General features: G+C 42.6%; 18 protein-coding genes and 1 pseudogene. 14 read left to right on the plus strand and 5 right to left on the minus strand.

The genetic code is table 11. The features are described from left to right. Window position 1 precedes the first annotated feature (1 nt). From D8S93_RS17975 to D8S93_RS17990, 4 genes and pseudogenes are all read left to right on the plus strand, one after another. Window positions 2–565, plus strand: a complete 564-nt coding sequence (locus D8S93_RS17975) for an OmpA family protein (RefSeq protein WP_152814568.1) — start codon at window positions 2–4, stop codon at window positions 563–565. A 319-nt stretch (window positions 566–884) separates the two neighbouring features. Continuing rightward, on the plus strand, window positions 885–1,427 hold the full coding sequence (locus D8S93_RS17980) for a chromosome segregation ATPase (RefSeq protein ID WP_152814570.1): 543 nt from the start codon (window positions 885–887) through the stop codon (window positions 1,425–1,427). Between the two features lie 2 nt (window positions 1,428–1,429). Beyond that, window positions 1,430–1,633: pseudogene (locus tag D8S93_RS17985) on the plus strand (diguanylate cyclase domain-containing protein); the annotation flags it as partial. Window positions 1,634–1,769: 136 nt separating this feature from the next. Then, the gene (locus D8S93_RS17990) at window positions 1,770–2,657 is read left to right on the plus strand and encodes a LysR family transcriptional regulator (RefSeq protein ID WP_203342551.1); all 888 of its coding nucleotides are present in this window, start codon (window positions 1,770–1,772) and stop codon (window positions 2,655–2,657) included. On the opposite strand, the gene D8S93_RS17995 is transcribed toward D8S93_RS17990, so the two are convergent. Continuing rightward, entirely contained in the window at window positions 2,654–3,262 is a 609-nt protein-coding gene (locus tag D8S93_RS17995) for a response regulator transcription factor (RefSeq protein ID WP_005395257.1), read from the minus strand. The genes D8S93_RS17990 and D8S93_RS17995 overlap by 4 nt on opposite strands. Before the next feature lie 478 nt (window positions 3,263–3,740). Here D8S93_RS17995 and D8S93_RS18000 point away from each other — a divergent pair, with 478 nt between their 5' ends. Next, complete coding sequence (locus tag D8S93_RS18000) at window positions 3,741–4,721, plus strand: chemotaxis protein (RefSeq protein ID WP_152814575.1); 981 nt, start codon at window positions 3,741–3,743, stop codon at window positions 4,719–4,721. A gap of 51 nt (window positions 4,722–4,772) precedes the next feature. Here the strand turns inward: D8S93_RS18000 and D8S93_RS18005 are convergent, their stop codons facing one another. Continuing rightward, window positions 4,773–5,297 carry a prepilin-type N-terminal cleavage/methylation domain-containing protein gene (locus D8S93_RS18005; RefSeq protein WP_152814577.1) on the minus strand — a complete coding sequence of 175 codons (525 nt, stop codon included), beginning with the start codon at window positions 5,295–5,297 and terminating at the stop codon, window positions 4,773–4,775. A 446-nt stretch (window positions 5,298–5,743) separates the two neighbouring features. Between D8S93_RS18005 and D8S93_RS18010 the strand changes: the two genes are divergently transcribed. The 4 genes from D8S93_RS18010 (at window position 5,744) to D8S93_RS18025 (ending at window position 8,594) form a co-directional block, all read left to right on the plus strand. Continuing rightward, window positions 5,744–6,466 carry a sulfite exporter TauE/SafE family protein gene (locus tag D8S93_RS18010; protein ID WP_085343729.1) on the plus strand — a complete coding sequence of 241 codons (723 nt, stop codon included), beginning with the start codon at window positions 5,744–5,746 and terminating at the stop codon, window positions 6,464–6,466. A 101-nt stretch (window positions 6,467–6,567) separates the two neighbouring features. Continuing rightward, the gene (rarD, locus tag D8S93_RS18015; RefSeq protein WP_109169905.1) at window positions 6,568–7,473 is read left to right on the plus strand and encodes an EamA family transporter RarD; all 906 of its coding nucleotides are present in this window, start codon (window positions 6,568–6,570) and stop codon (window positions 7,471–7,473) included. Window positions 7,474–7,680: 207 nt separating this feature from the next. Beyond that, on the plus strand, window positions 7,681–8,067 hold the full coding sequence (locus D8S93_RS18020; RefSeq protein WP_152814579.1) for an MAPEG family protein: 387 nt from the start codon (window positions 7,681–7,683) through the stop codon (window positions 8,065–8,067). Then, window positions 8,061–8,594 (plus strand): DNA mismatch repair protein, encoded by a 534-nt coding sequence (locus tag D8S93_RS18025; RefSeq protein WP_152814581.1) that lies wholly within the window; start codon window positions 8,061–8,063, stop codon window positions 8,592–8,594. The genes D8S93_RS18020 and D8S93_RS18025 overlap by 7 nt, the downstream gene beginning before the upstream one ends. A 291-nt stretch (window positions 8,595–8,885) precedes the next feature. Here D8S93_RS18025 and D8S93_RS18030 read toward each other — a convergent pair whose 3' ends face one another. Beyond that, window positions 8,886–10,250 carry an endonuclease/exonuclease/phosphatase family protein gene (locus tag D8S93_RS18030; RefSeq protein WP_152814583.1) on the minus strand — a complete coding sequence of 455 codons (1,365 nt, stop codon included), beginning with the start codon at window positions 10,248–10,250 and terminating at the stop codon, window positions 8,886–8,888. Window positions 10,251–10,602: 352 nt separating this feature from the next. Here D8S93_RS18030 and D8S93_RS18040 point away from each other — a divergent pair, with 352 nt between their 5' ends. Together D8S93_RS18040 and D8S93_RS18045 are read left to right on the plus strand one after the other, a co-directional pair. Then, window positions 10,603–12,705: a M4 family metallopeptidase gene (locus D8S93_RS18040; protein ID WP_152814585.1), complete on the plus strand. Its 2,103-nt coding sequence runs from the start codon at window positions 10,603–10,605 to the stop codon at window positions 12,703–12,705. 150 nt (window positions 12,706–12,855) lie between these two features. Then, entirely contained in the window at window positions 12,856–13,170 is a 315-nt protein-coding gene (locus D8S93_RS18045) for a DMT family transporter (protein WP_005395239.1), read from the plus strand. Window positions 13,171–13,252: 82 nt separating this feature from the next. Here the strand turns inward: D8S93_RS18045 and D8S93_RS18050 are convergent, their stop codons facing one another. Beyond that, window positions 13,253–14,158 (minus strand): DMT family transporter, encoded by a 906-nt coding sequence (locus tag D8S93_RS18050; RefSeq protein WP_005395238.1) that lies wholly within the window; start codon window positions 14,156–14,158, stop codon window positions 13,253–13,255. Between the two features lie 184 nt (window positions 14,159–14,342). Here D8S93_RS18050 and D8S93_RS18055 point away from each other — a divergent pair, with 184 nt between their 5' ends. The 3 genes from D8S93_RS18055 (at window position 14,343) to D8S93_RS18065 (ending at window position 17,027) form a co-directional block, all read left to right on the plus strand. Continuing rightward, on the plus strand, window positions 14,343–14,801 hold the full coding sequence (locus D8S93_RS18055) for an NUDIX hydrolase (RefSeq protein ID WP_006742305.1): 459 nt from the start codon (window positions 14,343–14,345) through the stop codon (window positions 14,799–14,801). 115 nt (window positions 14,802–14,916) lie between these two features. Next, window positions 14,917–15,489, plus strand: a complete 573-nt coding sequence (locus D8S93_RS18060) for a GNAT family N-acetyltransferase (protein ID WP_193621641.1) — start codon at window positions 14,917–14,919, stop codon at window positions 15,487–15,489. 125 nt (window positions 15,490–15,614) lie between these two features. Further along, window positions 15,615–17,027, plus strand: a complete 1,413-nt coding sequence (locus D8S93_RS18065) for a coniferyl aldehyde dehydrogenase (RefSeq protein WP_152814587.1) — start codon at window positions 15,615–15,617, stop codon at window positions 17,025–17,027. Window positions 17,028–17,196: 169 nt separating this feature from the next. Here D8S93_RS18065 and D8S93_RS18070 read toward each other — a convergent pair whose 3' ends face one another. Then, entirely contained in the window at window positions 17,197–17,676 is a 480-nt protein-coding gene (locus D8S93_RS18070) for an aminoacyl-tRNA deacylase (protein ID WP_006742302.1), read from the minus strand. Between the last annotated feature and the right edge of the window lie 82 nt (window positions 17,677–17,758).

Below are 17,758 nucleotides of genomic sequence, written 5' to 3' on the forward strand. Positions count from 1 at the left end.
AATGAAAAAATTATTATCAATCGCGATTATTTTTACCTCAAATGTCGCACTCGCTAATTGTATTAATCATGATGAAAACTACGTGAGCTCTAAAATTCTTAAAAGTTCCGAAACCAAAGTCACTCAGGTTGTTGGTAAGTTAGCGGTGACGGTAAATGAAGAACGTTCTATTGTACAGGATAAAAGAGTAGTTAAGGTTGAGGGGGGGAATGCGACCGACAGCTGCATCTTTGATAAGAACTCGATGTCGTTGATCCTCAACTATGATACTGATAAATACCGTTTAACAGGTGCTCACAAACAAGCGATTTCACAATACTTGGAACTGGTTGACGAGGGTACTCGTGTTCTTGTTGAGGGGCATACTGATGAGGTCGGTTCTCAATCTTATAACAAAGGCTTGTCTGCTCGTCGCGCGAATGCCGCAACAACATACCTGAAACGAGGGTTAGGTCTAGGCAACAGGATTGTTGAAAAAGCATTCGGTGAGTCTGCGCCGATTTGTAAGGTAAATGAAAACAAATTATCTGGCTGTAACCGTCGAGTTGTACTGACTATAGAGTAATGTGCAATCCACTAGTTGCTGTCGTGATTTTAATATTTATGTGCTCAATTTTATGTGGTGTTTAAACGTCTTTGCTGATTTTTAGATGGCGTCGAAATAGGTTGGAAATACTAAACGACATCTAAATTATAAACAAAGCTTAGAGTGGGTAGAGCGATAAATACTAGCGATATGTTAAATATGAGCCCTATTTTTGGGCTCAAAGTTTTCTTATTTTAATTGAAGATGATTTAATGTGGTGAGTATAAGTTCTACTTTAATATTACATAGATTAATTTTTAGATATAGAACATTGTTTACAATATTTGCGGATTGATAAATGAAGCTTAATTATGTTTTACAAATGCTAATTTTGTTTTTAGGAAACTCTTGTTATTCTTATGGTAAAGTAGAAAATCTAAGTATGAGTAAACAACTGGAGGTATATGTATATAACACACGTATAATTAAGGATACGTCGGATTCTTTAGTCGGGATAGACTTAGATAGAAATAGTATTCGTGATGACGTTGATAAAGCTATCGGTTATCTTTCGGTAAGCGAGGTTGATAAAGAATTTGTTTCTCGCTATGTAAAGTATGCAACAAAAATACTGGAATATAATTTCAAATTAGATAGGTTAGAAAATAAACTAGTTGCGGATGAGCTTTACAAAGAGCATATATATATTAAAAAATGTTATAAGGAGTCTGGCGTTGATGGCAAGGAACTATATGACTCAATAAATGCTTTAAATGTCTTAATTTTTAATACAGAAACTAGGATAATGGCTTACCTCTACTATGAGAAGTACTTAGATATAAGGCAAACTTACATGGGGGTAAGCTATGATTGTAAAAATAGTAATTTCTATCAAATATGATTATTTTGCCCGGATGCAGCATGAGCAAAGCTTCCATGTTAGCGAAAAAGCTTCGTGGCGTTGTTAAACACAATCGTTTAAATACATTAGATATAGAGATCAGCGTTAGTACAGGTGTTGCTGTGCGCGGAGAGGATGAAACGCTGCAAGAGGTGATCGTGAGAGCAGATGAAGAGTTATATGAAATGAAAAAACAGCGTGTTTGAGGACAACAATACATAACCATGACATAACTGTTTGATAAATTTGACCAAGCAGTACCCTTGGTCTTTTATATTAGTCGAGCAATGCATAATGCTCCTTTGATTGCTGATTAGCATAAGACCCAACTGGTACTGTATCGTGAACAAAGACCTTGATCTAAACCTATTAAAAATACTGGTTCTGCTAGAAAAGCATCGTCAGCTTAAACCCGTAGCGAAAGCCTTGGGCAAGAGTGAGGCGTCGATCAGTAAATATCTTGCTCGCTTACGCATCCAGCTTGGTGATGAACTATTCATTCGTCACCCACATCATTTAGAACCCACCAACTTTCTGATGCGTCAGTTACCCAAAATAGCAGATGCATTAGATAACTTAGAAACATGCTTAGTTCGATCAGAATTCAAACCAGAAAAATACAGTAAGGATATAACGGTCTGTTTACCCCAAACGGCTCAGTACTCATTTGGACACTTGTTGGCGATGGATTTAATGACGCTGTTTCCTAAAGCTCATATTACTGTCGCAACCATCACGGAATATACGGTGGACGAAATCCTTTTAGGCAAAGTGGATGCCCAGCTTCATTACTTCAATGATGAATTGCCAAAATCTATCCATCAGAAATTTATTGGCTACGCGCCTGCTGTGGTTGTTGTTCCGGAAGAGCTTGGGATCACCACTCTTGAAGAGGCTGCCAAACTGCCATTTATTATGCTTGAAATTATCGGTTGGAAAGAGAAAGAGCAGCTTGCAAAACGAGCAATGGAAAATCACGGTATGGTGATCAATCGAATTGCAGCGCTAGATAACGTGAGTAGTGTGCTAAAGCTGCTCAAACAAAAAAAGGCGGCGACGGTTTTTCTGGAGTATCAGGCGCCAATCGAAGGATACCGTTTTATTCGTATTCCTGAATCTTATTACCCCAACGGCTGGCCAAAGGTTGTAATTCAGATGAAGCAAAGCCATCGTCACGACGCAATGCACCAGATATTAACCGATGCCATTGCAAAATATATGAAGAACTAACGATCGCATTGAATGTTTTCAGCGCTTGGGATCGTATGCAGTAATTCAATCAATGAATCTGCATGGTATTTTTTCAAAATACGAGTTTTGTAAGTGCTGATGGTTTTAGCGCTGAGTGATAGTTGTTCTGAAATACGTTTATTTGAATAGCCCTGAGCTAAGTAGTGGAACACCATGGCTTCGCGATTGGATAGCGTGACATCACCAGTAGAAGGAGCGTGAGTAGACTTAAACATAGAGTACCCACGTGAGACACTCACAATCGCGTCAGCAATCGCTTCTTTTGTCTCGTTTTTATTCAAGAAACCATGAGCTCCCATCTCGTAAGCCGCTTTAGAAAGGCTGGAATAGTCGCGTGAAGAAATGAAAAGTAATTTACCTTGATAGCCCGTTGCTAAAATATTCTTCGCCAAACGCATACCATCTCGATCACCAAGGACAACGTCTAGAATAATAAAATCAATTTTTGTATTTCGAACTAAGTCCATTACTTCTGCGCTGTCTTTTGACTGAATGACTTCGGCTGTGTTGATTACGCTCTCAACAAGAGAAGTCAGTGCTTCGCTGTAAAGTGGTTGGTCATCAATGATAAGAACATTATTCAAATGGAGCCTCACTACTATCCGAACTGTCATACCGCCCAACGCAATATGATCGTATTAAGAGGGATTGTAGGAAAAACCTTGCTGATGGAAAGGAAAATGACATTTTCTATAATTGAAATTCACTGAGCACAATTGAATAAGATACTGTCGAATACACCAATACACGAGGGATTTCATATGTGTGGGAATAGTGATAGGCCAACGAAAAACATCAATATTAACCCTAAACTTTTTATCGAAATGGCCGCTAAAAGTGGGAAGGTAAGCTCGCACTAAGTTAACTCATGTTATCCTGTTCAAAAATGAGACATTTTTTCACAGTTTGATATGGAAATGTGCGTTGGCCGTCCTTTTGGTGGTTTACAAACTTTGTTGTAACGACTAAAAAGGATTCTTGGATTTGTAGCCTGAGAATGGCTTCTCATGGCGTTTGCATCAAACTTTTTCTGATGCGTATTTTGGTTGGATAATTGGCTTTATGAGTAACGTAACCAGCACCATTTTGACAGAAAGTGGTACCAATGAGCTTGAAATCATCGAGTTTCATTTAGAAAAAACATTGCCGGATGGCAGCACAAAAACTTGTTATTACGGCATCAACGTTGCGAAAGTACGAGAAGTGATTCGCGTACCAGAGACAACCGATTATCCAAACGCACAACCTCACATGATCGGGGTGTTTTCGTCCAGAGATGTATTGACGCCTTTAGTTGATTTAGCTGGTTGGTTAGGTGTACCAACACGCCAGGACCTAGAGCGTAAGTTTGTTATCGTTACTGATTTCAACAAAATGACCAATGGCTTTCTGATTGATAGTATTTCACGTATTCATCGTATCTCTTGGAATGATGTGGAATCACCAAGTCAGTTTTTGGAAGCGGGCGAACAAGATTGTGTAGTGGCAGTTGTTCGCAAAGAAGGCAACCTGATCATGATTCTCGACTTTGAAAAAATCATCGCGGATATTAACCCAGAGCTGAGTATGGAAAAATACGATGTGAAAGGGGATAAGTCGGTAGATCTAAACCAGAGAATGGTGGGTAAGCGTAATGCTAAAACGATCATGGTGGTGGATGACTCAGCATTTATTCGCTCTTTGATTCAAGATACATTAACTTCTTCAGGTTACAATGTGATCACTTGTAAAGATGGTGGTGAGGCTCATGAGAAATTAATGAGCTTAATCGAGGTCGCGAAAGAAGAAAACTTGCCAGTTAAAGAGCTGTTAGATGCGGTGGTTACGGACGTAGAAATGCCTCGAATGGATGGTATGCACTTAGTGAAGAGACTACGCGATACTGAAGCGTTTCATGAAATGCCGATCATTATGTTCTCATCATTGATGAGTGAGGATAACCGAACGAAAGCACTGTCTCTTGGCGCAAATGATACGATTACCAAGCCAGAGATTGGCCGTATGGTGAATATGATGGATAAATACGTATTTAACTTTGCGTAAACAAACCCGATAAGATTAAAAATAAGGCTGCCGATGGGCAGCCCTGTTGTTTTAAGAACAATGATTAATTACTAGAGTATAGTCTTGGTTTTCTCTAAGTGGTGGACCATAAATGATACTGCACTTCTCTTTTGACGCACTCTTGTCATCTCTTGCCATTATTGCTACGAGCCTTTTATCTTCAAAAGCCTCAATTTTCCAATCTGTTGTACCGTACTGATGTTCAAGTTCATTAACAAGCAACCCCAAAGCAGTCTCATCTGCATCAGGGTATCCGTATAAGAAGACGCATCGCTTGTTGGCGCCAATAGTACAGCCTTCGAAAGGCAGCTCTGCTTTGGTGAATTTATTATCAAAATTTGCAACGTATGCTTTGCTCTCCAACCCTGCAATCGCCATTTTCCCATAACCGACACCGAGCGCTGATGCAATCGCGCCCTTCATGCCTTCTAAACGCGCTTCACGCGCATCACTTTGAAGGTTTAAAAAGCGTGGTGCGGCAGTGACAGCAAGAATGCCGAGCACGACAATAACTACGACTAACTCTATTAGAGTAAATCCAGTTTGTTTTCTCATATTATTTTCACAGCAAGTTAAAGGTAGAAAAAGTAACACTGACCTTACACTTGTTGTTGTGTAAATAAGTACGGTAATGACAAAATGATCAATAGTATAAAGCGATGAGTCATAAAGTGCTATACCGACGTAGTGAGAATCGGCTACGCCTATATAGAGCGGGAGGAGGGTTCAAAGATCTAATGCGGCCGTTTTTGAGCAGTCATTAATTCCGTGGAAGAAATGCTGCATGAACAGTCGAGCATGAATTCGCCTAGATATAAGCATACGCGTACATCGGCTGAATGAAAGACGAAAAGAAGTGACGGCAAACCGCACAAATGGATTGTCTTTTTGTTCACTTTGATGAATGCTACGCGAGATTCATATCACAACACACTCGACGCATTCATTGTGCGAATGTGCTTTGCTTTCGTGTTTGGCTTTCAAATATAAGAATAATCTAAATGGAATTCGATTCGATAAACTTGCTTGCGATAGGGCTAATATTTCTTGGCTCTTATGTACAAACCGCAATAGGCTTTGGCTTGGCAATTGTTGCCGCACCTTTACTGATTCTTTGGGCGCCGGAGTATGTGCCTGCACCAATCTGTTTAGTCGCGTTATTTATTTCGTTGATGAATGCGATGAAGCACCGCAGTAGTGTTGAAATCGGCGGTTTAAAAATGGCATTGATTGGGCGTGTGCCCGGATCGGTCGCTGGCGGCTTGCTACTGTTTTTTGTCTCGACTCAAGCTCTTACACTTTGGATTGGTTTTTTGGTGTTATTCGCGGTTGTGGTGAGTGTTTTACCGTTTCGGGTTGAACCCACACCAGCGCGTATGACATTAGCAGGATTCTTTTCTGGATTGTTTGGTACCAGTTCGGCGATTGGAGGCCCACCGATGGCGCTGTTGTTGCAACATCAAGAAGCGAATCAGTTACGTGGTAACCTATCGGCATTTTTTGTTTTTAGTTCCATCATTTCGCTCGTTGTTCAAATTCCCGCTGGTTTCTTCGCATTACACCATTTGGTGATTACTATTCCGCTATTACCTGCGGCAGCACTTGGGTATTGGCTCGCGATGAAAACCACCCAATCGTTACCAAAAGAAAAAATTCGGTTTGGAGCACTTATGTTGTGTTTTGTGAGTGGGTTTACAGCAGTAGTACAAGCGTTGAACCAGTAATGCCCTCAGCATCTTAAACTCACAGGGATATCGATCTCCTTTTATCATGCATAGCGCGATTTGTTTGCGCTGACTTATTCGTTTAGATGAGCGATAGTTTTATGAATAACACTCGTTATGGCACTTTTATGGCAGCATTCTCCTTTGTAATTTGGGGGCTGCTACCCATTTATTATCGTTATTTACCGAATGCTTCAATGGATGAGTTGCTGGCATGGCGAATCATCGGCTCAGTTCCGGTCGGTTTTTTAATTGTGCTTGGTATAACCCGTCGAGGACCGAATTGGAAAGAAATCTGGTGTGACAAAAAATCTTTGTGGTACACGTTTGTCGCGAGCAGTTTGATGTGTATTTCATGGAGTGCGTTCACTTGGGCTTTGACTCACCATCGAGTCATTGATGCAAGCTTAGGCTTTTTTATTGGACCGTTAGTGTCAGTGGCGCTAGGCGTGTTTATTCTTGGAGATAAGCTTTCAAAAGGTAAACTCATCGCAATTGTGCTAGCAACAATTGGTGTGATGTATCAAGTGATTCATTATGGCCAGTTGCCTGTTATCGCACTAACGATGGGGTTGTTCTTTGCTTTGTATGGCTTGTACAAGAAGAAGATAGCATACGACTGGAGCACCACCTTGTTTGTTGAGGCCCTGCTATTGACTCCAGTTGCCGTGGCGTATTTGTTTTACAAACAATGGACAGTGGGTGAGTTGGCTTCAGGCGTAGATATCACAACATTGCTTTTGTACTTTGGCAGCGCACCGATCACGCTTTTACCACTGATTTTTTATTCTATCGCGATACGTATAACAAACTTATCGACAGTTGGTTTAATGCAATATATTGAACCAAGCTTGCAATTTGTTTTGGCTGTGATGTTTTTCGGTGAACTGTTTGATGAAGTTAAAGCAGTGACTTTTGCCTTTATTTGGGTGGGGCTGTTATTTACAATCTTTGAAAGTATTGTCAAAGGGCATAAGCGTAAAAAGCTGGCCAATCATCCTTTATAGTGCACCATTCTTGAATATTCACGATTTCACTCTGACGCCCTCTATTCGAGGGCGTTTTTAGTTCCATAAAGTATTCTCTTACTCGTTTTCTTATATTCGAGTCAAAGCATAATTTGAGGTTAATTGACGCATTATCATTAGGATACCGCTATATTTATAGCCAAGTGACACGCTATATAATGAAAACCGGATCAAAAAGGACGACATATGATCACAGCTCTATACGCTAGCATTCTTGCAATACTGATTATTTGGTTGGCCGTTCAAGTGATTAAGCAGCGTCGCTTAAATCAGGTTGCTTATGCTGACGGAGGAGTGGAGGCTCTCCAAATCGCTCGTAGTGCACAGAGTAACGCGACAGAGTATATCCCCATTACTCTGATTCTAATGGCACTATTAGAATTCAATAGTGCTTACCCAACCTGGATACATCTCACAGGCATTATTTTCGTGATCGGTCGAATTATCCATGCTCGAGGTATATTGAAAGAGGACTTTAAAAGGCGTGTTAGGGGCATGCAGGTGACATTCCTAGTGATACTTTCTCTGGTTGTGCTGAATATGATTTATCTTCCGTACGATAAGTTATGGTAAGTCTTCGTAGCTATATCCCGCCGCCATGGGTACTCGTTCTGATTGGGTTAGTACTGAATATTGGCGCGATCGTTCTTACTAGCTTGGTCCTTGATAGGCTTGGCAAACAGTATTCGCAACTCGCAGAGCAAAAGGCGGAAAACTTGTACTCCATCCAACTCGCGTGGAATAGCGTTGAAACTCTAGAAAGAAAAAGAGAGGCGTTGCTGCTTCACTTGCACATAGGTCAGAGCGCAGCGATACCTTCGGAGATAGAACAGATATTGGAAGGGCACTTATCCTCTTGGACTCATCACGAATCGGATGAAATACAAATAGATAAACTCCCTCAGCTAATGTCAAAGATAAACCAAGCACAAGCTTCGTATAGAGATCGCATTGATGACTATTACATTGAGAATGTAGAGCTCAATGAGCTAATGGCAAAGCAAGATGAAAAGATCGCTTGGTACAAGAATATCGGGCTCTTCTTGCAAGTATTCGGACTCGCATTAATCCTCGTACGTGATTTGGCTAGGAAGCCATAGAACAAAAGTTAATGGTAGGGTTTATTGCGAAATGCCAATAATAATTTGCAAATTGCAATTCATTGCGTGAGCAAACAGTGGCTATTGGTGAAGTTTTAATGAAAGTGATTAAATAACAACCTGTTTTTGTGCGCTACAAAGTTGGCACGTCTCATGCTTTAGTATGAATGACCCTTTCTAAGCCGAGGGTCACCTAGCCAACTGACGTTGTTAGTGAACCACTTTGTTCACAAATATATACAGCCAATCACGAATCCTTGTGGTTGGCTTTTTTTATTTAAATGACATAGTTTAGAACTGTGCTTTAATCCAGATCATGCGATGGTCGGAAGACACATCTTTGCCATCACCATACTTGCCGATACGCGCATCGTTAAATAGCTTACGACCTTCTTCATAAGAAGCTGACCAGTATACACCAGAGTCCACCAAATTTAGGTTTGCAGAAGGCAAGGCATAATCTACACCTAAGCCAAACGTCGAAGTGATGCGATTCGGATATGGGTGAGTGGAGCTGCGGTCAACAGCGTGCTCGGCTGCCCCAAAGCTTGTCGGATAAAGCTCACCATTCATCACGGTTTGGTTAACCAATGGATCATTATGCAGTTCTTGCATAACAGAGCTAATACCGTCACCGGCTACTGGATCAAGGTTTTGATCGCCCATCATTACGAATTTAGCCCCGCTCGCTAAGCCGCCTTTCTTACCAGCATCGTCGTAGAAATAGTCTTTACCTTGAATATAGTGATGCCAGAACTCTACTTCGGCTGCGTTTTGCGCTTTGTTTTTACCTGGGTCGAATACTGGTGGAGTAGGGTGCGACATCAGTAGATGCACAACTTCCTCGCCATTGCGAGTCGGAATGATAATTGGTGCATCTACGTGGTTTTTAGAAGATAGGCGTACTTGATCCCATTCTTCTGCAGAGTACCACTCATCACCACACTTCATGCCATCTGGAATTTTTTGTGAGCCGTCACAGATAGTAATGGTTGGAATCTTCGCACCTTCCATATCTTTCCATTTAAACGCTTGAAACGTGCGCGTATTTGCCGTATCAATCTTGTATTTAGACATTAGGGCAAAGGCGTATTGACCGTGGTACATGCCAAAGCCCCATGCATCGCCCGGCATTTGACCTGCTGTTCCATTGTTGTCGAGGTCAAACTCGCTTAGCAAACCTGTGTTGGTAGAGTAAGACTCCGCGTAAGGATATTCGATAGGTTCAAGGTTCGCTTCACCGCCTGCACCATTGATGCTTTGCGCGACAGACAGGTAGTTCTTCTGGAAGCCTTCAAGGGCAGCTTTATTTTCGCCTGTTCCGTCGTTGTTGTATTCCGCCATCATAAGAACATCAGGGCGATTCTTCTGAATAATCGCAGCAACGTTCCGAATTTGAATGACTTTTTCCGCAGTGGTTTTGTCTTCAGCGGCGATAGAACCGTCTAAATAGGCAGTAACCAATACAGTTTGCTGCGCTGGTTCAATTTGCATTTCACTCACTAAAGCTTCAAAAGTTGCACGGTCAAAAGAGAGGTTGTAAGTCGCTATTTTTACTTCTTTAGGCTGAACATTGACGTATTCAGTGTCGTCATTACATCCAGATAATAGAGCGGCGCCAACCAGGAGAGCGATAGAGGTTTTGATTGTTTTCATGGGTACGTCATACCTTATAATTGATTCGGCTGAATATTAAAGTCATCAGTAATTGTTTTAAGCGATATCAATCACACAAACGTTTTCATATTTACATGTTCAATTAGTTTTTGTGTGATTTGTGCAATAAACGCAACACTTTCAACACCAAAAGGTTATATGCAAATTGTTAAAAAACGGTGTCGTTTTTAATAGATGAAATGGCACTAAAACATAAGCTGTATGATTGTGTGTGCTAAAATCAATGAGCGGGATGATTACGATAAGTTTGACTTCACTTTTGGGTGAGAAACAAACAAATAAGAACTGGTCAGTTTGGCTTTGCTATTGATGCAAAATAGGGGGCTAACCGATGGGTTCAGTATTAAACTATCAGAGCAGGCTATTTGTCACGGCAATGCTTGCTTCACCACTTCTTTTTTCAACATCTTTATCCGCCGCTCAGTCCGAACGGCTAGAGCAAAACCATGGTCTTGTTGTTGCTTTAGAAAAACGCAACCTTGCAGCCACACAAAATATAGATCGTGTGTTAGGTTTACAAAATGGAAATCGTGTACAAAAGCTGAAAACCAACCAAGGTAAAAACGGCGGTACGCATAGTCGTTATCAGCAGATGTTTAAAGGCGTCCCGATTTGGGGCAAGCAAATTGTCGTACATCGTGATAAACAGGGCCAAATCAAGCATATCAACGGCACTCTCGTAAAGGATATTGCCCGAGATATCAATGATATGGTGCCTAAATTGTCGCTTTCTCAAGCAATGTCTTCAACGCAAAAGCCGTACCGTGAAAACGGATACCAAATAGAGAATCAGCGCCAAGGTTTGCGTATTTATGTCGATAAAAGTGACGTGGCGCACTTAGCTTATATTGTCCAGTTTTTTGCTGATAATGAGCATGGTGGTAAGCCTACGCGTCCCACCTTTCTTGTTGATGCTAAAACAGGAAACATTTTGCTGCAATATGAAGGGTTAGCGCACGTAGAAGCGAATGGTCCGGGAGGAAACCAAAAAATTGGTCGTTATCATTATGGTGTGGACTTTGAGTCTCTATTAGTCCAGCAATCCGGTGATACGTGTTTGATGGACATTCCTGGCGTGGTCAAAACCATCAACTTGAATGGTAGGACGTCTGGCAATACACATACGTTCGTTTGTCCAACCAATAGTGTTAAAGAAATTAATGGAGCGTACAGCCCATTAAACGATGCGCATTACTTTGGCAAAGTGGTATACGACATGTACAAAGATTGGCTGAATACTGCTCCCTTAACGTTTCAGCTTCAAATGCGAGTGCATTACCGCAAACGCTATGAAAACGCCTTTTGGAATGGCTCGAGCATGACTTTTGGCGACGGTGCGAGTTATTTCTATCCTTTAGTGAGTTTAGATGTCTCAGCGCACGAGGTTAGCCATGGATTTACAGAACAAAACTCTGATCTGATTTATTCAGAGCAATCTGGCGGAATCAATGAGGCTTTCTCAGATATGGCAGGTAAGGCGGCTGAATTCTATTCACGTGGTTCTAACGATTGGAAAGTTGGGTACGATATTAGAAAGGCTGCCAATGCGGCGTTGCGCTACATGGGTAATCCGCCCCTTGATGGTCGTTCAATTGATCATGCGTCTCAGTATGTGAGTGGCATGGATGTGCATTATTCAAGTGGTGTGTTTAACAAAGCGTTTTATCTATTGGCGGTTGAGTACAATTGGGGAACGCGACAGGCGTTCGAGGTTTTTGCGTACGCTAACCAGAACTACTGGACGCCAAGCGAAACGTTTGACTCTGCAGCTGCGGGTGTATTGGCCGCCGCCCAAAGCTTAAACGTGGCGGCGAATGATGTAGCCGACGCTTTTGCTCAGGTCGGTGTTTCAGTTGATGGCGGAGTCGTCGAGCCACCATCTAGCACGTGTGAGGCTATCGCCCTAAACAATGGTGTTTCCAGCAACATAGACTCTTCATCTACTGGTGAGTGGCATTGTTTTACGATTGATGTGCCTACCAACAGTTCAGATTTTATTGTTACCACATCGGGAGTAAACGGCGATGCGGATCTTTACGTTAAGCTGGGAAGTGAACCAAGTTTAACTAGCTACGATTGTCGCTCATACAGTAGCAACAGTAATGAAACATGTAGTATTACTTCTCCGAATGAAGGAACGTGGCACATTGGCGTGTACGCTTACAGCAGTTACAGTAACTTGAATGTGGAAGCAAGTTATGTAGGACAAGAAGCTCCACCATCTGATGAAGTTACTACACAATCAATCAACAATGGTAAAACATGGACGGCGATTATTACTGGTTCTGGCTTGATGAATGGCGTGTGGAATGTTATTTCAAATACGCCGTGTGATAACGATAACGAGTGCAGTTTATCCGGTATCGGAAAGAAAACCAGTGAGGTTAGCTTTACGTTGACGGATGGTACCGTATTCATCATCGCTAAGCCCTAGCGATTTTTATGTAAAGAGGCCCTGAAATATCAGGGCCTTATTTTTTTACGTTCAATTTTCTGTATATAATAGCGAGTCACAAAGAAGTGAGGACGACCTCACCGCTCTATCTTTTCTCGGGGACGACCCTATCTCGTTGGGAAATATGACATGGCTTGGGGAATTCTCTTCATTGCTGGCTTATGCGAAGTAGCATGGGCTGTCGGACTAAAATACTCACAAGGTTTTACCAAATTGGCAGCATCTGGCTTTACCGTTACGTTTATGGTGTTGAGCTTTTGGTTACTTGGAATTGCATTAAGGACGCTACCACTCGGTATCGCTTACGGCGTTTGGGTAGGTATAGGAGCGATTGGAACGGCAATCGTCAGTATCTACATATTTAACGAGCCCGCGACGCTAATAAAATTGCTGAGTTTATTGCTTATTGTAGCTGGTATCGCTGGATTAAAGTTATCCGCTTAACGTCAGTTTAAACATAAAAAGAAAGCCAGAGTCGACTCTGGCTTTTTACGTTTTAGTGTTATCTCGCTTTGGGGCTGAAGGGTTAAGCGCTGCGCTTAACGAATGGCAATCGCAAATGGTGGCCAAATACGTTAATGAGTGCGCCCGCTACAATTAGTGCACCACCGATGTACGTCCAGATGAGCGGGATTTCGCCGAAGAAAATGATGCCTAACAACACAGAAAATACGATCTGAATATACGAGTAAGCAGACGCTTTGCCCGCTTGCTGAGTTTGCATTGCTTTGGTTAATCCCAATTGCCCAACTTGGGTGAATACACCAACCAAAACCAACATGAAAGTCAGATACAGGTCGGGCATAACAAAATCATCGCCAATCAGTAAGAGTGAAGCGGGTAGAGCAACCAGAGGGAAATAGAAAATGATCACTGAACTATCTTCAGTTTGGCTAAGTTTTCTAACAATGACATAAGCAATTGAGCTACCAAATGCGCCCAAGATTGCAATCATTACGCTAAACATAGGTAAAGTGCGCTCTGCTTCTTGTCCTGTTTCTGGACTTACCATTATATAGATGCCGAGTAAACACAAGGCAATGCAAAGGAACGTCGATGGTTGAATGCGTTCCTTCAAGAAAAAGACGGCTAGGAGCGCAGTAAATACTGGGTGAATGTATTGGAAGATGGTCGCTTCTGCCAAAGGTAAGGTAGTCACCGAATAATATACGCACATCAATGCCATGGTGCCCACTGCGCCACGCGCAAACAGTAATGGCTTATTATTGCCCCATACAGAAATTCGTTTTCGCTTAACATCTAAATAGCTGATAACAAGTGAGACGAGTGCCCTCGCTGCAACAATCTCAAATACAGGGATACCATGAAGACTGACATGCTTTACTGTGGCAGACATTAGCGCGAAACCGAATGCGGAGAGCACCATAAAGCGCACACCAATGGGAACCAGAGTGTTGAATGAATTAGACATTTTACTGCTCATTTGTTGCGACAGATCGCACTTTAGCATACTCAGCTCACAAAATGATCCGTGATATTCAAACACATCTGCCGAGAGTGAGAATAAGTAGTAGACTATGGAGTCTCAAGCAACCCTATCTTTCATTCGCGCATGGAGCGCATCTAGGAAATATCTAGATATTTAAGGAGCATACATGATCCCAGTACAAGCGACGCATACTTCTGGCGTTGTCATTTCTAAAATTGATGGCGTCGATAAAATGCTGTTGCTCAAACGTGTTAAAGGTGGTTATTGGTGCCATGTTGCTGGTGGTGTAGAGGCCGGTGAAACCGGATGGCAAACTATTCTCAGAGAACTGAAAGAAGAGACGCAAATTGACGATGTTGAGTTACATACTGCAGACTTTCTAGAACAGTTCTACGAAGCAAAAAATAACCGCATCATGGTTATTCCATGCTTCGTATTATTTTGTCCACCTAACCAATCGGTTGTACTTAACGAAGAACACACTGAGTATTGTTGGTGTACGCTTGAAGAAGCAAAGCGACTAGCCCCGTTTGCAAATCAGCACCACCTTTACGAACATGTGTGGAGGCATTACGTAGATGTGGAATCGTTGACGCCATTTACGTTGATTGAACAAACAGACTAGACGAGAACGCCATCCTTTTAAGCACGTTTGACATAATGAATATGGAAGTTTGTTCTCAGCGCAATGAGGCGGTAGGATTTGTGAGTAGTGTTTACTGAAAAAAGGGATAAAGTGGATGGATGAGGTCATGTGCCCAAAGGCGTATCAAGGAAATAGCATGCAGGCCAGTTTTTCTGTTTCAGAAAGGGTCTCAATTGAGCCTCTCACCACCAAACACGCGACCGTTTTACTGGAAGTGGTGAACACGTATCGAAACAGCCTCTCTGGCTATTTGCCTTGGACGGACTTTGTGACCAACCGCAGAGAAGCGGTGAACTACATCTCTCAGCGCGTGAACAGCAAAGCGTTAGATGCCCACTGGTGCGCGATTTATTTTGATGAGCAGTTTACGGGTGTTATTGGCATAAAAGGTGTGGATTCGCACACACGCGTCACTGAGATTGGCTATTGGCTTGCCAACAATGGGCGAGGACACCGAGTGATCGACCAAGTACTCGCGGTGTTGATTCCTTTTTTGAAGCAGAAAGGGCACGCGCAATTCATCCAATTCCACTGTATGGAAGACAACATTGCCAGCATCAATATTGCTGAGCGTGCTGGTGCTACATTAAAAGAATACGTTGATCACGAGTTCGAGACGCTTGACCGCTCTCAACGGCTCGGCATTTATGAGTTGCGTCTGACTTAGCTCCAAACCCACTGATATTTCAATCAGAGTTCGAACTCTAATTTCGCGAGCGCTACAATAGTAACATTGTTGCGCTCGTGTTAATTTGGAGCGTCATTGGTTGAAACTAGGTTAGGAGAAGCATCATGAACGCAATCGCAGAGGTTGAAGTGGACAACCTGTTACAACAAAGCCTTGATCGCTTAAAAGCAGCGTATGCCGCCGAACCTTATCCTAGTCTGGATGAACGTAAGCAGCGCCTTGTCTTGCTAAAACAAGCTCTGATTGCGAATAAACAAGCATTGGTGGAAGCGCTGAGTGACGATTTTGGCTATCGTTCCGAATTTGATACCGCCATGACCGACGTTTTGCCGACGGTCTCGCACATCAATTACACCCTCAAGCAGCTAAAAAAGTGGTGCAAACCAAGTAAGCGTGAATCCGGTCTGTTGCTTGCTCCGTCGAAAGTGACCGTTCAGTATCAGCCACTCGGCGTGGTCGGGATCATTTCGCCGTGGAATTTTCCTGTTATTTTGAGCCTTGCGCCTTTAGTTACTGCTTTGGCCGCAGGTAACCGTGTGATGATGAAGCTCAGCGAATTTACGCCCAAAACCAATAAAGTCATCGTCAATATTTGTCGCGAGTTGTCTGAATATGTCGAAGTATTTGAAGGTGAAGCGGACGTTGCACAATCATTCAGCCAACTGCCATTCGATCATCTTTTGTTTACTGGCTCGACAAATGTTGGTCGCGCTGTGGCAAAAGCAGCGGCTGAAAACCTGACTCCAGTGACGTTAGAACTGGGTGGGAAGTCTCCGGTGATCATTGCAGAAGATGCAGACATGAAGAAAACCGTTGATGCGATTTTGTTTGGTAAATGCATCAATGCCGGCCAGATTTGTGTGGCGCCTGATTACGCGTTTGTACCACAAGAACGCGTCGAAGAGTTCATCACGCTGTTCTTAAAACGTTTTGAAAAACTCTATTTGAAATCCAACAAGAGTCAAAAGCTGACCCATATTATCAATCAACGACAGTATGATCGTTTGACTGCGCTACTTGAGGATGCCAAAGCTCAGGGCGCAAGCCTCCATACTGTTGAAGCGTCACCTCAACAGGAAAGGCTTTTGTATCCTCATTTGATCACAGATGTGTCGGCAGATATGCGTATCATGCAAGAGGAAATATTTGGGCCATTTCTACCCATCAAGCCCTACAATACCGTTGAGGAAGCGATTGACTACATTAATCAGCACCAGCGACCACTTGCGCTGTATGTTATGTCGGACAACAAATCGACCATCAGACATATTGTACGCAACACACACAGTGGCAGCGTCGGCATTAACGACACGGTATTACACGTTGGCGCTGAAGATGCGCCTTTCGGTGGCGTTGGTGAATCAGGCATTGGTCATTATCACGGAGTGGAAGGATTCAGAACCTTTAGCCACGCGAAAACCGTACTCCACACGCCGAAATGGCTACCAAGGACGGGGGCATTAATGCGTCGCAGAGCTATGGCGATAAAAGCGATTCAAAAGATATTTGTTCGATAGTGGTTGGATTGATAAAAACCGCCCAAACGGGCGGCTTTTTTGGTTTCTATGTGTTCTGAATTGCGGATTACCTAAGGTCGGGAAGTTTCCACCACGCGCTGCCAATAGAGAAAGAAAGGTTCTTTTTGAAAGAGCCTTTTTCACGAAATGTCGACAGATTTTTGGAAGTTTAATGCAGAACTTCACTGCTGAATCTTAAGTATTTGCAGTCGTTCATTAGCTCTTTAAATGCCTTTCTATCTAGCTTAATCAGAGTTTCATGATCGCCGGCTTCAAGATAGACATGTTCCAAGTTTGCTAATCTTTCATCACAAACGGTCGACATGTGGTAAGGACTACCAATCGGTGGAATCGCGCCGTGCTCACAATCAGTGAAGAGTCGGTAAACCATACGCTCTTTCACCAAGTGGAAAGTAGCGTTAAATTCATCGTTTAATCTCGACAAACTGATTTTGTTGTTGGCAGGTAAGACTGCCATCATATGATGCCCTTCATGATCCTCAAGAATGACGCCTTTTGCGATATTCATTAAAGGCACACCTGCGGCAACACCACTTTGTAGCGAGCTATGACTGTGGCTGTGATTCACGGTTTGAAAGTGAATGTTATGCTCAGTCAAATATTCATCTAATCGGGTTGCAATCGTCATATAGCCTCCACGTGTATGAGACCCATAAAGAGTATAGGTGAGGCAAGCGACAATCGCGTATTTTACACTGGTTTCGCTGACG

The organism is Vibrio sp. VGrn 2, assembly GCF_009361695.1.
Classification (GTDB): Bacteria; Pseudomonadota; Gammaproteobacteria; order Enterobacterales; family Vibrionaceae; genus Vibrio; species Vibrio diabolicus.

Excerpts from the sequence above, each read along its gene's own strand:
- D8S93_RS17975 (WP_152814568.1), top strand. The coding sequence starts at position 2 with ATGAAAAAATTATTATCAATCGCGATTATTTTTACCTCAAATGTCGCA.
- D8S93_RS17980 (WP_152814570.1), top strand. The coding sequence starts at position 885 with ATGAAGCTTAATTATGTTTTACAAATGCTAATTTTGTTTTTAGGAAAC.
- D8S93_RS18000 (WP_152814575.1), top strand. The coding sequence starts at position 3,741 with ATGAGTAACGTAACCAGCACCATTTTGACAGAAAGTGGTACCAATGAG.
- D8S93_RS18005 (WP_152814577.1), bottom strand. The coding sequence starts at position 5,297 with ATGAGAAAACAAACTGGATTTACTCTAATAGAGTTAGTCGTAGTTATT.
- D8S93_RS18010 (WP_085343729.1), top strand. The coding sequence starts at position 5,744 with ATGGAATTCGATTCGATAAACTTGCTTGCGATAGGGCTAATATTTCTT.
- rarD (WP_109169905.1), top strand. The coding sequence starts at position 6,568 with ATGAATAACACTCGTTATGGCACTTTTATGGCAGCATTCTCCTTTGTA.
- D8S93_RS18020 (WP_152814579.1), top strand. The coding sequence starts at position 7,681 with ATGATCACAGCTCTATACGCTAGCATTCTTGCAATACTGATTATTTGG.
- D8S93_RS18025 (WP_152814581.1), top strand. The coding sequence starts at position 8,061 with ATGGTAAGTCTTCGTAGCTATATCCCGCCGCCATGGGTACTCGTTCTG.
- D8S93_RS18030 (WP_152814583.1), bottom strand. The coding sequence starts at position 10,250 with ATGAAAACAATCAAAACCTCTATCGCTCTCCTGGTTGGCGCCGCTCTA.
- D8S93_RS18040 (WP_152814585.1), top strand. The coding sequence starts at position 10,603 with ATGGGTTCAGTATTAAACTATCAGAGCAGGCTATTTGTCACGGCAATG.
- D8S93_RS18045 (WP_005395239.1), top strand. The coding sequence starts at position 12,856 with ATGGCTTGGGGAATTCTCTTCATTGCTGGCTTATGCGAAGTAGCATGG.
- D8S93_RS18050 (WP_005395238.1), bottom strand. The coding sequence starts at position 14,158 with ATGTCTAATTCATTCAACACTCTGGTTCCCATTGGTGTGCGCTTTATG.
- D8S93_RS18055 (WP_006742305.1), top strand. The coding sequence starts at position 14,343 with ATGATCCCAGTACAAGCGACGCATACTTCTGGCGTTGTCATTTCTAAA.
- D8S93_RS18060 (WP_193621641.1), top strand. The coding sequence starts at position 14,917 with ATGGATGAGGTCATGTGCCCAAAGGCGTATCAAGGAAATAGCATGCAG.
- D8S93_RS18065 (WP_152814587.1), top strand. The coding sequence starts at position 15,615 with ATGAACGCAATCGCAGAGGTTGAAGTGGACAACCTGTTACAACAAAGC.
- D8S93_RS18070 (WP_006742302.1), bottom strand. The coding sequence starts at position 17,676 with ATGACGATTGCAACCCGATTAGATGAATATTTGACTGAGCATAACATT.